The sequence below is a fragment of the Aerococcus tenax genome (assembly GCF_003286645.3).
Lineage (GTDB): Bacteria > Bacillota > Bacilli > Lactobacillales > Aerococcaceae > Aerococcus > Aerococcus tenax.
On the sequence record NZ_CP127382.2, the window covers coordinates 803,744 to 818,266 of the forward strand.

Here is a 14,523-nt window from a genome sequence, read left to right on the forward strand (position 1 = left end):
AACATGGACTCAAAAAATGTAACTTATGGTAAGCCTAAAGTAGGCGGGGCGATTTACTCAGCACCTGCTGGGACAGCTTTGCCAACTGATGCAACTACTGCCTTGCCAGCAGTCTTTAAAGACCTTGGCTATGTTTCAGAAGATGGAGTAAGCAACTCAAATACACCGGACTCAGACACCGTAAAGGCCTGGGGCGGGGACACTGTTTTGGTTATTCAAACTGAAAAAACTGATGAATTTACTTATACATTGATTGAAGCAACTAATGTGGAAGTGCTCAAGGAAGTTTATGGGCCAGACAATGTGACCGGAACACTCAAAGACGGCTTGACTATCAAAGCTAACGCCAAAGAGTATAAGCCCCATGTGCTAGTTATTGATATGTTACTAAAAGGCGCAGTTAAGCGGATTGTGATCCCTAACGGCGTTATTAAAGAAATCGGAGATATTGAATACGGCGATGAAGATGCCGTAGGATATGAAACCACAGTAACATGTACACCAGACACCAACGGGAATACCCACTATGAGTACATTAAATCAACCGAAAAAGTAGGGAGTGCAGGCTAATGATTAAGGGAGTTACTAAGACAGGTTTTAGATATAGTTTTGACGAGAGAATTTTAAAGGACTTTCGCACGCTTAGACTCTTTAGAGAAGTAGACAAGAACCCTTTATATACGCCCGACCTTGTTGATGCCATTTTAGGAAAAAAACAAGCTGAAGCTTTAGTAAATCATGTTGCAAAAAGGAATGGTGGGTTTGCGCTTGATGAAAAAGTAGGCGCAGAATTAGCGGATATTTTGAGAAACACAAAAGTAAAAAAATCCTAACCCTTGCTAGCTACTTAGAGGCTGGTGAGGATGAGGTTATATGTGACCTGGCACAGTACTATCATATTTATGATTATGAGCAGCTACCTTTAGACAAGGTGGCTGTTTTTGTTGCTGGGCTGCCGGAAGAATCAAGAATTGTTAAAAAGCTAAGCGGTCAAAAGCTTAGTTATGACAGTCTTTTGCTAACATCTATTTTTGACCAAATCAACTTACTACTTTGGTCTAAGACTAAAGATGGGCAAAAAGGCAAAAACCGGCCTGACTCATTGACCAAAGAAATTACCGGTAAAAAGGAAGAAAGCAAGGTAACTGCCTTTACAAGTGGGGAAGATTTCAAGGCGGCTAGAGAAAAGATGATCAAAGAGTTAGAGAGAGGTGAGGTTAAGTGACCGACCTAGGGAAAGCTTATGTACAAATTGTCCCGTCTGCAAAAGGAATATCGGGACAGATCAGAAATGCGATACAGCCCGATATGGAATCCACTGGAGAAAGTGCTGGCCAGACTTTAGGTTCTAAGCTTATGAGTGCTGCTAAGAAGGTCTTAGTAGCTGCTGGAATTGGAAAAGCTATTGCCGCCTCCGTCATGGAGGGCGGGAGGCTAGAGCAGTCTATAGGCGGTGTTGAAAAGCTTTTTCAAGGGTCAGCCGATAAGGTAAAAAACTATGCAAAAGAAGCCTTTAGAACTTCTGGAGTATCTGCTAACCAGTATATGGAACAAGTGACCGGCTTTAGTGCTAGCTTGATCTCAAGCTTGGGTGGTGACACCGAAAAAGCCGCAGATTTAGCAAATACAGCGCTTGTGGACATGAGTGACAATGCGAATACCTTTGGTACAAGCATGACTGACATTCAGAATGCTTATAGTGGTTTTGCAAAACAAAATTACACCATGTTGGATAACCTCAGACTTGGCTATGGGGGCACTCAACAGGAGATGCAAAGATTACTTGCTGATGCTGAAAAATTGACGGGAAAGAAATTTGATATTCAAAATTTTGGCGATGTTGTCGAAGCGATCCATGCAATTCAAGAAAATATGAAGATTACAGGCACAACAGCAAATGAGGCTTCTCAAACTATTGAAGGCTCTTTTAACATGATGAAAGCTGCTGCAATTGATCTTCTGGGGAACTTAACCAAAGGCGATTTTCAAAATATTGGTCAATCCATGAAGAACTTAATTGAGTCTGCTGTTATTTTTGCTTTTGGAAATTTACTCCCTGCAATAGGTAATATTTTTTTACAATTACCAGAAGCAATTATGGCTGGCTTAGCCACTCTAGGCCCTATCTTGCAATCTGGAGCTGCTAACCTTATGCAACAGTTTGGCATTGGCTTAAGTGCTAATTCGCCTTTAAACACATTTTTACCGGAGTTACAGCAATCTTTTCAGCCAGTAATAGAATCTATTCAAACGGCGTTAGGGCAAATACCTGGATTTTTTGGTAGCATGCTAGAATCAGTTTTACCAATAATCGAAAGTATTGCTGGGGCTTTAGGTAAGTTAAAATTTGATGGAATAGCTGACCTTGTACAATCTATCTTACCTGCTATTCAAAACGCTTTTCAGACTTTCATGGGGATTGTAGGACCGGCAATTGGTCAAGTGGCAGAGTCCTTTGCTAATCTATGGAATGCAGCGCAACCATTAATCTCAGCCTTAGCGGACGCTCTTATGCCAGTGTTTGAGGTGGTCGCCTCTTTCCTAGGCGGAGTAGTCAAGGGAGCATTGATGGGCTTATCTGGAGCTTTTGACTTGATAACTGTAGCTGTTCAGATCTTGACACCAGTTGTTCAATTTTTGGTGGATGCATTTAATTTCATTTCGCCAGTGTTGTCTAAGGTTGCCGAGTGGATTGGGGTTCTGATTGGTCTGTTTGCCAATTTTGGGTCTTCTGGGACGTCCCTAAAAAGTATTATTGTTAGCGCTTGGGAAAACATGCAAACAAGCTTGTTTATTGCTAAGTCAGCTTTTTCAGATGTTATCAGCGGAATAATTAACTTCTTCAAAAATCTTGGTAATGCTGGCTCAAGCTTGAAATCAGCAATAAACGCAGCGTTTAACGCTATCAAGGCCTTTATTTCTTCTGCTGGATCAACAATTAAAAATGCAATTACCGGAGTTATTAATTTCTTTAAAAACCTTGGCAACGCTGGATCTGCTTTAAGATCAGCGATCAGCAGCGCTTTTAATGCGATTAAAACAGCAGTTTTTTCTGCTGGATCAGCGATTATAAGCAAGGTTGAAGGTATTAAGAATATATTTACAAGCCTATGCAACATTAATTTATTTAGTGCGGGAGCAGCAATTATGGAAGGTTTCTTAGACGGTTTGAAATCCATGTGGAGCGCAGTTACCGACTTTGTGGGAGGTATAGCGGATTGGATCCGTGACCATAAAGGACCTATCCAATATGACCGCAAGTTATTAATTCCTGCTGGTCGTGCGATCATGCAAGGGCTAAATAATGGTTTGCAAGATAGCTTTAAGAGTGTAAAAGCTACCGTTAATGGTATGGGTGACCAACTATATAACGCTTTTGCAGGTACTACACCTTTACTAGATGTTGGTTTTAACCTCAAATCGCCTTATGACCTATCAGACATTGACCGCTTTAATGTCAGTGGTAAATATACCCTGGATAGTGCAGAGGACCGAGCAAGGCAACTGGATCAAAAGCTGGATAGTATCAACGAAAATCTCATTAAATTATTGGCTAAAGATACTGATGTTTATATTGATAAAGAAAAAGTTAGTGCGGAAATTGATGAAGTCAACCGGGCTAAAAATGAGATGATGGAAAAATATGATCAAAGAAGAAAGGGGCTGCTCATTTAGATGAAAGCTTATGATATTGAAGTAGATGGCCAAAGTTTAAAAGGCCTAGTAACTATTTTAGATGTTGAGCGGACTATGGGGCCCCCTCAAAAGAACAGAGGGATCTCAGTAAAGCTATTTATTAAGCAAGATGTCATGAAAGTGATTGATGTGCTTAATAAATTACTTACTGGGAGCATCCAAACTTTTGTCTTTACTGATCAGCCTGACCGCTATTGGCTGGGGAGAGTCAAGGAAAAGATAACACCGACTGACTCAGTCAAAAATAGCCGGCTTACTTTTGAAATAGTAGTGCCAACTGGTGTGGCTTATGCCATTACACCTAAAGAAATTGCTGTTAAAAATGCCACCTCAGTGATGATTAGAAATGATGGCACAGACGATATTTACCCGCAGTTTGACTTTATGCTTAACGGTGAGACCCACATGCTGGGTCTATCGAGTAGTAAGGCTGCTTACCAATATGGGGTAAGCGCTCAGGATAGCCCAATAAAAGAGCTTAAAATTAGCCGTACAGCCACCACTGCTGGGCATATTGACTATCGCAAGCAGGCGCTGATTAATAATGTGTTTGACGATTGGCACGGCTGGCAAGAGGCTGATGCCTGGGACTGGGGCCAAAGATGGCACAAGCGGGGTAATTTTACCCTTGGCAGCCAGGGCTTTCCTACACCAGTTAATGGCCAAGTAACAGTCGCTGATTGGGCCACTCACTGGCAAACCGGCGAAAGAATGGCCGACTGGGTTAAGGGCCAAACTTTCCAAGTGTCGCAAACTAAAAATGTCCGACAAGCCAGCAGTAAAAAAGCATATTTATTGGTTAACCGTGGCCAATATTTAGGCTGGCTGCTAGAGCAGGACATTAAAGGCACTAGATCCAACAAAAATGCCTTAGTCCCTAACTATGGGTCACCTAGTGCCTATAAGTGGACGGGGCCAGCTATGCAGCACAGCTTAGATTCCCAATGTACTGACTGGACGTTAAGTTATTGGCACTACTTCAAGCTATCAAGTGCCAACGAGGCAGGAGCCTTTTTTGTTTCCGTTCGTAGCGGAGATAACGAAGTAGCTAGCGCCTTATTTAGTGCCCACCAATACAATTGGTCAGTATGGCAACAGTTTAGCGCTGGTGGCCAAGGATTGCCCAATGATAACTATGACCGCTACATGGCCAATGATTTTCATGGCCGGGTGATGATCAGCAAAAGTGGGCCTCACCTAAATTTTGAAATTTGGAATGACCGAAAAAATGTCAGGTACTCAAAGAGCTATTATGTACCAGATATACAATCCTTGCGCCCTGACAAAGTCGTCTTTTGGTGTGGTCGGTATAGTACCAGTGCACCACCTAAAGAAAACCTTGTCGACAGTGTGGAGTTTGAGGGTACTAATACCAAGGTATGGGTAGAGCCAAAAACTGAGACCATTACCGATGTTATGAACGTTCCTGACTATGAATACACATTTCATTCAGGTGACATGGTCAGAATTAATATGTCTGATAATCGTGCCTATGTTAACGGCCGGCCAGAGCTAAAGCCGATCGCTTATGGTAGCCGTAACATAAGCGTTCCGCCTGGAGAACATGAAGTGATTATTACTAGTGATAGTCTGACTAAACCCGATGTAATTTGTAGGTATAGGGAGGTGTTTAGATGATTTTTTTTACAGATAGGCAATTTAACACAGTGGCCATTGCAGATGCTGATAGCCCTGCCGGACTAAAACTATTAGATGATGATTTAAACATGCAGGTCAAAACTGGGACCTCCTTATACACCGCCATCCTAAAGAAGAACCATCCCTCAGTTGCTCAGGTGACTGAGGGTTGTTTTGTTTTTGTCCCCGATTTTAAAAATCGTCTGATAGTCCTGGAAATTATGGAGCTGGAAGACTATGACAATAAAAAGAAAATCATAGCCGAAGATGCCGGCCTTGATCTGCTGAATGAGGACACAGGCCCAATCAAAATGAAAGGCACAATTAAAGACTTCTTTAATGCTATTACTGGGGACAGCGGTTGGGAGATCGGGCTTAACGAGGTAAGCGATAAAAACATTACCTTGGAATATACAGGCACGGCCACCACCACCAAGCGGCTAACTGAAATTGCTGGACGCTTTGATGCAGAAATTAGCTATAGCTTTGGCTTTAAGGGTAATCGCTTAGTGCATAAGTATGTCAATTTTCACAAGAAGAGGGGCAAAGAAGTAGGCGAGCGCTTGGAGCTTGGCAAGGAAGTTAAAAGCATTAAGCGCAAAGTATCAATCACTGATCTATGTACAGCGGTTATTGCTACTGGACAACCTCACAAGGAAAAGATTAAGACTGAAAAAACCGTCACTGAAAAAGTTACTATTGATGATAACAACCCTGAACAAAAAAGCGGACCACCTGAAAAGCTCAAGAAGTTTATTGAGTGGTTTAAGGCCAGAGAGGGCAAAGTATCGTATAGCATGTACTCAAGGATGGGGCCTAACTCCTATGACTGTTCAAGTGCCGTTCACTTTGCGGCCAAGCATGCTGGGCTGATCCCTGGCAATCACTATATCGGTAGCACAGAAACCCTTTTTGGTATGAAAGGGACCTACTTAGACGAGATTAACCGCAATCAGATCAGATATGGGGATATTTTTGTTGCTGGTGTCCAAGGCGCTAGTGGTGGTGCTGGTGGTCATACTGGTGCAGTCATTGATGATAGCCATATTATCCACTGTAACTATGGATCTAACGGCATTGAGACAACACCAATTAATGGCCGTACTGGAGGCCCACCAGTGCGCTGGTTTCGCTGGAGAGATGCAGGAGAGCCAACTAATAGCCAACCCGCTAAGTATTGGACTAATAGCGATGTAACCAGGCATGACTTAGGTTATACCTTGCCAGGTATCACAGCGGAGCAGATTAACAACTGGGTTCGCTCAGTGAGTCCAAGCAGTGCCTTTAATGGCCAAGGAAATGTCTTTATTGAGTCCCAAAAGCAAAGCGGCCTTGATGCAAGATACCTTGTGGCTCACGCTGCCCTAGAAAGTGCCTGGGGTAATTCAAACTATGGCCGCAATTACCATAATTACTTTGGTATTGGAGCCTTTGACTCAAACCCTGATAATGCCAAAAACTACAGTAACCCTGGTTTAGCTGCTGGAATTATTGGCGGGGCTAACTGGATTGCTAAAAATTACTACAATGGCCAATGGAAGCAAAGAACCTTGTACTCTATGAGGTTTAACAACAATGTGCACCAATACGCAACAGACCCATCATGGGCAACTAAAATTGCCAATATCATGAAAGGGTCTGAGCGTTTTGTTAAGCCAGTATCATCCACTAAGCAGGTTAAGGAAGTCCAAAAGGTCATCACAGAAGAAAAAGAGGTTGAAAAAGAAACCAACCTTAAAGACTTTAGATATGATGACGGCCGCTTTTATACCACAGGTGGCGGCCACTTATGCGACCGCGAGACCGGCAAAATCTGGTCAAGGCATAGTAATAGCGATGAGGGTTATATTGTAAGGCGGTATGACTCACAGGCAACCAGCGAAAAAGCGTTATTTGATGAAGCTTTACGCTTTTTGAAGAACCACAACACGCCAAAGGTGGAGTATGAGGTAGCCTTAAATGACCTGCCAGAAAATGTAGATATTGGTGACACCGTTAGAATTATCGATAACGAAAGCAACCCGCCTTTATACTTAGACGCTAGATTGGTAGAGGTCACCTTAAAATCTGACCGGCCTAACCGTCCTAAAGTGGGCAAAGCGGTCTTTAGCAATTATGTCGAGAAAAAAGCAGGAATTACTAGTCTTTTAATCGACTTACAAGAGGCCGCTAAGTCTAACCGCTTTAAGTGGGAGAGTCAGCCATATACTATGGCCATTGACTCAAGTTCAGGCAGTCTTTTTAAAGATGGTGTTTTATCAACCACTTTAAGGGCCAATGTCCGGCGCTTAGGCATTGACCAAACAGCGGTCATTGAAAGTTTTATCTGGGAAAGAGTTTCCCAATATCCTGACAAGCTCACTAAGACAGATGCAGAATGGAATACAGCCCATAAAATTATCGGGGGTAACCAGTTAGACCTAACTGCTGAGGATGTCGAGCTTGAGGCCACATTTACATGTTCAGCCATGCTTGATGGTGTCGCAGTAGCGGTAGCCACCTATACCATTAAAAACTTAAATATTGGCATTTATAAGCAGGAAGCTGAGCCTCAAAATGCAAAATATGGCGATATTTGGCAATTTGATGATGGCCAACGTCACTGGAAGCGAGAATACCAAGGAAACGGAAAATGGGTTGACACAGTCACTAAAAGAGACCTTGACAAGATCCAACTAATGCCAGGCCCTCCTGGGGCCCCGGGTAAAGACGGTGAGCGTGGACTACCAGGGAAAGACGGGCGAGACGGAGCTGACGGAAAAAACGCTTATGTTCATTATGCTTATGCTGATAGCGCAGATGGGAGAATTGGCTTTACTTTAACCGCCACTCCTGGAAAGAAATACATAGGCATATACGCTGACCATACACAGGCGGACAGCAAAGACCCGAAAGCCTATGAGTGGTCGCTATTTAAAGGCCAAGACGGCGCACAAGGACTACCAGGTAAAGCAGGGGCTGACGGCCGCACACCGTATGTACATTATGCATGGGCTAACGACGAGGACGGCCACTATGACTTTAGCACATACAATAGTGTACAAAGGGAATTCATGGGAACGTGTGTTACCTATAGCAAGGACGACCCCGAAGATCCGAAGATGTATAGTTGGGTAAGAGTTAAGGGGGAACCTGGTGACCCGGGAGACCCTGGGAAACGAGGCCCGCAAGGTGTACAAGGGCCTCAAGGAGCGCAAGGGCCAAAGGGAGACACCGGAGCAACTGGAGCCCCTGGCCCGAGAGGCCCACAAGGAGAAAAAGGCGCAACTGGTGCTCAGGGTCCAACTGGTCCACAAGGCCCAAAAGGGGCTGATGGTGCAAGAGGTCCCCAAGGTCCTCAGGGGGCTACTGGACCACAAGGGCAAAGAGGCCCGCAAGGATCACCAGGACTACAAGGCCCACCAGGAAAAGACGGTATCACAACCTATACTTGGGTTAAGTATGCTGAGGATGCTAACGGCAAAAACATGTCTGACAATCCTGCTGGAAAGTCATACTTGGGCTTAGCTCAAAATAAAACCAGTCAAACCGAGTCAAACAATCCCAAAGACTATACTTGGATCTATACCAAGGGGGAAAAAGGTGTACCTGGCCAACCTGGGGCTAGAGGGCCACAAGGTCAAACTATGTACACCTGGATCAAGTATGCAAACAAACCCACCGGACAAGGTATGTCCGATCAGCCAGACGGTAAGAAATATATAGGGATTGCCTATAATAAAACGACACCAAGCAAATCAACCAATGCTGGAGACTATGCTTGGTCTTTAATGCCGCAAAATATTGAAATTGGTGGGAGAAACCTAATTCTTGATAGTAAGAAAAATGTTTCTAATTCAGACTATCCTTTAATTAATTTCAACCTGGCGGAAGACCTTATAGAGCAGGAGACCTACACTTTAACTGTTAATGCAGAATTAGCCAGTGAAAAAGAAAATTTTGCCCTTTATGACTCTTTGGGCTGGGGTGGTCAAATTACCTTGACAAAGATCAGAGATAGTATTTACCAAGGGACCTTTAAATATTCACCGTATAAAAATCATCCTCAAGGACTTAAAGCTGACCCTAGAATGGTGCGATTATATCCCTTGCCGGCCAATAAAAAAGGTGTTTCATCCTATCACTGGGCTAAGTTAGAAAAAGGAAATACCGCCACCGATTGGACACCAGCCCCAGAGGATGTGAATGACAGAATTGCTGCCAAGGCCTCACAAAATACCGTAGACGAGCTACAGAAAGCACAGTCAGCCCTACATACCTTGATGGAGCAATTTCCAAGCCCCGAGAGTCTGAAAGACTTATCAACCCAATTTAGTGATTTAAACGCCTATGCCAAGCAAATTGAGACCGCAGTGGCCTCAAATAAAACTGATCTCTTGGACCGCTTTAAGATCATGGAGTTACAGGTAGGATCAGCCCAAGCCTTTTTACAAGCTGTTAATAGACAATTAAGTTTTGGGGAAGAAGGTCTGATGCTTGGTAGTGAGGGCAGCGCCTTAAAAGTCGTGATGGACAATGAAAGATTATCATTCCTGGACTCAGGGAAAGAGGTGGCCTATATCAGTGGCCAAACATTATATATCTTGTCTGGGGTATTTATATCATCCTTAGCTGTAGGTAATCACAAGTTTGAAAAGCAAGCAAATAGTAAAATTCACACCATTGTAAGTCTTATAGGAGGTGCATAGATGGCTACATTTATAGGAGGTAAGGGCAATCTAAGGCCTTACCTAGAAATGGAAGTTGATGTAATCAGTCAACAGGTTGAAAACAACCGATCACAGCTTAGAGTCCGGCTATACTACAAGCAGGACAGCGGGACCATCCAATATAGTGCCCACTATGCTGGGGCTATTAATGTGGATGGCCAAAATTTCCCATTTACTGCTAATGTGGGGATCTACCGGGCTGGCCGGCACCTTTTGAGGGAGCAATGGCTATGGGTTGCTCATAATGAAGATGGCACAAAGTCAATTGATGTCAGCGGTAATTACAACTTTAATCTAACCTTTAATGGGGCTTGGATTGGTAATTTTGGTGTTAGTGGCAGAATGGACTTACCAAAGATTGCTAGGTCAAGTGGGTTAAAGATTACTAACACCAGTGGCCAGGCGATAAGCATAGCCCCGGTAGGTAGCGTTATCCGTTTTAATATTGACCGGTCTAATAGTAATTACAGGTATACCTTGAGATCTAACTTTTACGCTATGGATGTTGCCATTGCTGACAAGATCAGTAGTACAACATATGATTGGACTATTCCTACCTCTTGGGCATCTAAATTTACAGAGGCCACCAAGACATGGACCACCTTTTATGTTGATACTTATAACGGCAATCAGAAGCTAGGGACCACACAAGCTACCCTAGATATTTCAGTACCCGACAATGCTGGGCCGACAATTTACAGCTTTCAAGCCGTGGACCTAAGCGGACAGACAAAACAGCTTTTTGGCCAATTTGCCCAAGGTCGTAGCCAAATCCGCTTTGATGTGAGTGCTGCCACTGATTACAGTGCCACCATACGTAGTTATTCAATAACTTTTGATGGCCAAACCTATTCAGACATTAGGCATACTTTTATACCGCAAAATAGCGGCCAATTGCCGGCAGTAGTTACTGTTACAGATAGCAGGGGTAAAACAGCAACCAAGACAATTAATGTTAATGTCATGGCTTACAATCCTCCTAAGATTCAGCTTTTTGCCCCAGCACGAGCAGGAGGCGGCACTAACTCTACTGTACAAGCCCTACTGTCTTTAAAAGTTGCCGATATACAAGTAGGCGGCCAATTTAAAAACCAAGCAAGTGTCAAGATAGAGTACAGGCCTAAGGGCACCGCCTCTTGGACTTTGGGCTATAGTGGGCAGCTTAACCAAGCCAGCTTTAGCACAACGGTAACGGCGGGCACAAACATAGACATTGGTAAAGCTTATGATTTCCGCTTAACGTTAACAGACAAGATCAGTACTGCTATTTCAACTGCTGAAATTTCAACTGCTAAGGTGGTCGCTTGCTTTAGTGATGTAGGTATGGGTATTGGAAAAATTCCGGAAAGTGGCCGGGTACTGGATGTTGGTGGTGATACCTTTATTAATGGCACACTATATACGCTTAAAAACGGTCAATATATATCTATTTCTAACGAAAATAGTTCGTGGGCACATTACAACACTAGTGCACCATCTGGACATTTTTTTAATAAAAATCTTTCTGTTAGGGGGGATGTTTTCGCAGGCCCTAACTACAATGAAAAGTTGATGAAAGTATCTGATGTACAATCAGGCTCTAATGCCAACGGTAACTGGGTAAGATTTCCGGATGGTACTCAAATTTGTTATAAGTTTGGTCTTTCCTTAGCTTCTGGATGGACTGACTACAAAGCAGCAATTTGGACATACCCAGTAGCTTTTTCCAGTTTGCCAGTAATTACAGGCACAGTACATGACAATCAATATACTGATATGACCATTTCTAACGTTTCAAAAAATACCGGGCAAATTCAAATCAGATCTAGAAATAATGACTATGGAACAGGAAACGTTTTAATATCTGCCATGGCCATTGGGAGGTGGAAATAGTGCAAGTGCAATATAGCCCGCAAATTAGCGGGCAAACAGTAGATTATACCTTTTACGACAACGACAAGCTTAAAGCAGTCATTGATGGTAAAGAGCAGGTGTTTGACTTATCAACTGTAGAGGTAGGAAAAGCCTATCAGCCAATCTTTCCTATTATGGATGCTTTCCGGACAGAACAAGGCCTGATCCTATCGTTATTTAAGCCGATTACACTAGAGGCAGACGAGTCCGAGAGCTTTCCCAAGGCTTTTGAACCCACTACCGATGGAGAACTTGCGGAAAAGGGCATACAGCTGGAATTGCTGGGCCCACCGCCTAAGACTCAACTTAGTGAGCTTGACCGGCTAAGGGCAGAAAATGCAATGCTGAAAAGGCGTATAGATACACATGATGCAGTGATGTTTGAGTTAACAGGAGCTATCTATGGTAAGTAGATGGCTTTTTTTATTGCTTTATTTTTTCAGTAAAAAGGAGGTGAAAAAGATGTTGATTACATGGTTAGCGGTTTATATCGTGACAGGGTCCGCAAAATTTGAGGACATTCCAAGCGTGTTAAAGCCAAAAGTATATGCCGAGCTTAAAAAGCAAGGATGTGAGTTTGTAGCTGGTGACTACCGGCCAGAGGGAGAAATTTAGATAAAGATAAAAGGGAAAGGATGAAAGGAGGTCAGCTATGCATCTATTTATTGACTTAGCGCTTTTCGTCAAGGAATGGTGGCCACTGGTCACCTTTTTTGTTGGTGCAATTTATGCTGGCTATCAAGGAGTTAGAACCATAAATGATACCTTGGTTGATATTAAGCATGAGCTAAAAGTATCTAATGACAGGATCAGCGAATTTAAAGAGCAATTAATTAAAGTGTGGTCAGAATTAGATAAGCATGATGCCCGGCTAGATAACTTGGCCACGGAAAGCGTTAGGCATAACGAAAACATTAAAACCTTATTCAAAGGCGGGAAAGGGGGTGAATAGATGGATTTCAAAATGAAGAATAGCACTTATGACACGCTGAAATGGATCATCTTAATTGTGGCACCAGCTTTAATGACCCTGGTTAGCACTATTGGCGGCCTTTACGGCTGGCCACAAACAGAAGTGACCGTAGCGGTCATTGGGGCAGTAACCACTTTTGCTGGTGCAATTACAGGAGTATCATCCAAAAATTATAACGACAAATAGACTAAGGGGCTTTGGCCCCTTTTTATTTTTGTAAAGGAGGTAAATCAATGGGATTTATTGAAGATGTAGCGCCTTACGCTCAAAAGTACAGTAAGAATATTTTTCCATCTGTAACCATTGCTCAAGCAGTTTTAGAAAGTGGCTGGGGCAAGTCACGACTGGCCCAAGACTATAATAACTACTTTGGTATTAAAGGTGATGGGGTAGTCCTACCCACCTTGGAAGATGATGGTAGCGGTAATTACTATCAAATTAAGGACAGCTTTAGAGTCTATGACGATTGGGGCGGTGCTTTTAAAGATCATGATGCTATCTTTGAGACAAGTCCTAAGCTGATGCATATCCCAAAAGCCAAAACACCAGAAGACCAATGCCGGGCTATGGTAGGGTCTTATGCTACTGATACAGCTTATGCCGATAAATTAATCAGGATTATTAATGCCAACAACTTAAAACAGTATGATCAAGGATATGACAAAGGGAGTGATGATGTGGGTATCAATTTACAAGCAGCAGTAGATTATATGTATAGTCTGGCCAATCAAGGAATTAATTATTCCATGTATGGCTCACGGACTGGTTCAGACGGTACAGGAGACTGCTCAGGCACCGTATACACGGCTTTAAGACAGGCTGGGTGTTCTGATGCCGGTTGGATCTTAAATACCGATAGCATGCATGATTGGCTTGAGCGCAACGGCTTTGAGCTTATCGCACACAACCAGGCCTGGGATGCTGTTATGGGGGATGTATGTATTTTTGGGACTAAAGGAGCAAGTGGCGGCGCTGCTGGCCATGTAGTCCTCTTTGTGGATGCCTGGAATGTTATTCACTGTAACTATGCTAGAAATGGCGTAACGGTCGATAATGAGGCCGTGGTTTGTCCTTACAGCATGGGCTGGTATGTATACCGCCTGAAAGACTTTAAGCCTGAGGCACCGGCTAAATTTGAGCCTGGTAACAAGGTAGACCTGCAAGAATACGCTACCCATTTCCAAATTGGCGAGAAGATTGCGGACCATGTTAAAGGCAAGACTTTCACGGTTAAAGAGGTTAAAGCCGTCAATGCTGCCAACTCAGACTGGGCTTATTTGTTGGCCGACGATACAAGCTATTTAGGTTGGATCCTAGAGCAAGACTTGGCTAAACATATCGAAAAAACCGACAAGTTCCAAATTGGCGATAAAGTCAAACTTAGAGGAGACAAAGCTACCCACTGGGCTGGTATCTACACTGACTTAGTCCGCAATGGTGGCCAACCAGTATCAGAGCGGGACATTGATAAAGGCTTACAAGATAAAGCTTTCCAAGTAACTTGGTTAGGTGATGAGCGGACTGTAGAGCTTGCCTTACTCAAAGAGGATGGCACTCAAGGGCAATACAGATATATTGCTTATGATTGGGACTTAGTTGACTACTAAAAAAAGG

12 protein-coding genes are annotated in these 14,523 nt (G+C 43.3%); all 12 read left to right on the forward strand.

Going from position 1 to position 14,523, the window contains the following annotated elements:
* The first annotated feature begins 3 nt into the window (after positions 1 to 3).
* The 12 genes from DBT50_RS03905 to DBT50_RS03960 all read left to right on the forward strand — a co-directional run bounded on the left by DBT50_RS03905 (position 4) and on the right by DBT50_RS03960 (position 14,516).
* Positions 4 to 570 carry a phage tail tube protein gene (locus tag DBT50_RS03905; protein WP_111853327.1) on the forward strand — a complete coding sequence of 189 codons (567 nt, stop codon included), beginning with the start codon at positions 4 to 6 and terminating at the stop codon, positions 568 to 570.
* Positions 570 to 833: a hypothetical protein gene (locus DBT50_RS03910; RefSeq protein ID WP_111853328.1), complete on the forward strand. Its 264-nt coding sequence runs from the start codon at positions 570 to 572 to the stop codon at positions 831 to 833. Before DBT50_RS03905 ends, DBT50_RS03910 begins: the two co-directional genes overlap by 1 nt.
* A gap of 98 nt (positions 834 to 931) precedes the next feature.
* The gene (locus tag DBT50_RS03915) at positions 932 to 1,225 is read left to right on the forward strand and encodes a DUF5361 domain-containing protein (protein ID WP_224783875.1); all 294 of its coding nucleotides are present in this window, start codon (positions 932 to 934) and stop codon (positions 1,223 to 1,225) included.
* The gene (locus DBT50_RS03920) at positions 1,222 to 3,675 is read left to right on the forward strand and encodes a phage tail protein (RefSeq protein ID WP_111853330.1); all 2,454 of its coding nucleotides are present in this window, start codon (positions 1,222 to 1,224) and stop codon (positions 3,673 to 3,675) included. The genes DBT50_RS03915 and DBT50_RS03920 overlap by 4 nt, the downstream gene beginning before the upstream one ends.
* Positions 3,676 to 5,334 (forward strand): distal tail protein Dit, encoded by a 1,659-nt coding sequence (locus DBT50_RS03925; protein ID WP_111853331.1) that lies wholly within the window; start codon positions 3,676 to 3,678, stop codon positions 5,332 to 5,334. It abuts the gene before it with no gap.
* A complete protein-coding gene (locus DBT50_RS03930) occupies positions 5,331 to 10,022 on the forward strand; it encodes a phage tail spike protein (RefSeq protein WP_111853332.1) in 4,692 nt (1,563 codons plus the stop codon). Before DBT50_RS03925 ends, DBT50_RS03930 begins: the two co-directional genes overlap by 4 nt.
* Positions 10,023 to 11,915, forward strand: a complete 1,893-nt coding sequence (locus DBT50_RS03935; protein WP_111853333.1) for a DUF859 family phage minor structural protein — start codon at positions 10,023 to 10,025, stop codon at positions 11,913 to 11,915. It abuts the gene before it with no gap.
* Positions 11,915 to 12,349 (forward strand): hypothetical protein, encoded by a 435-nt coding sequence (locus tag DBT50_RS03940; protein WP_111853334.1) that lies wholly within the window; start codon positions 11,915 to 11,917, stop codon positions 12,347 to 12,349. Before DBT50_RS03935 ends, DBT50_RS03940 begins: the two co-directional genes overlap by 1 nt.
* Entirely contained in the window at positions 12,339 to 12,551 is a 213-nt protein-coding gene (locus DBT50_RS03945) for a hypothetical protein (protein WP_111853335.1), read from the forward strand. The genes DBT50_RS03940 and DBT50_RS03945 overlap by 11 nt, the downstream gene beginning before the upstream one ends.
* 37 nt (positions 12,552 to 12,588) lie before the next feature.
* A complete protein-coding gene (locus DBT50_RS03950) occupies positions 12,589 to 12,888 on the forward strand; it encodes a hypothetical protein (protein WP_111853336.1) in 300 nt (99 codons plus the stop codon).
* Positions 12,889 to 13,095 (forward strand): phage holin, encoded by a 207-nt coding sequence (locus DBT50_RS03955; RefSeq protein ID WP_111853337.1) that lies wholly within the window; start codon positions 12,889 to 12,891, stop codon positions 13,093 to 13,095.
* 47 nt (positions 13,096 to 13,142) lie between these two features.
* Entirely contained in the window at positions 13,143 to 14,516 is a 1,374-nt protein-coding gene (locus DBT50_RS03960) for a peptidoglycan amidohydrolase family protein (RefSeq protein WP_111853338.1), read from the forward strand.
* Positions 14,517 to 14,523: the final 7 nt, after the last annotated feature.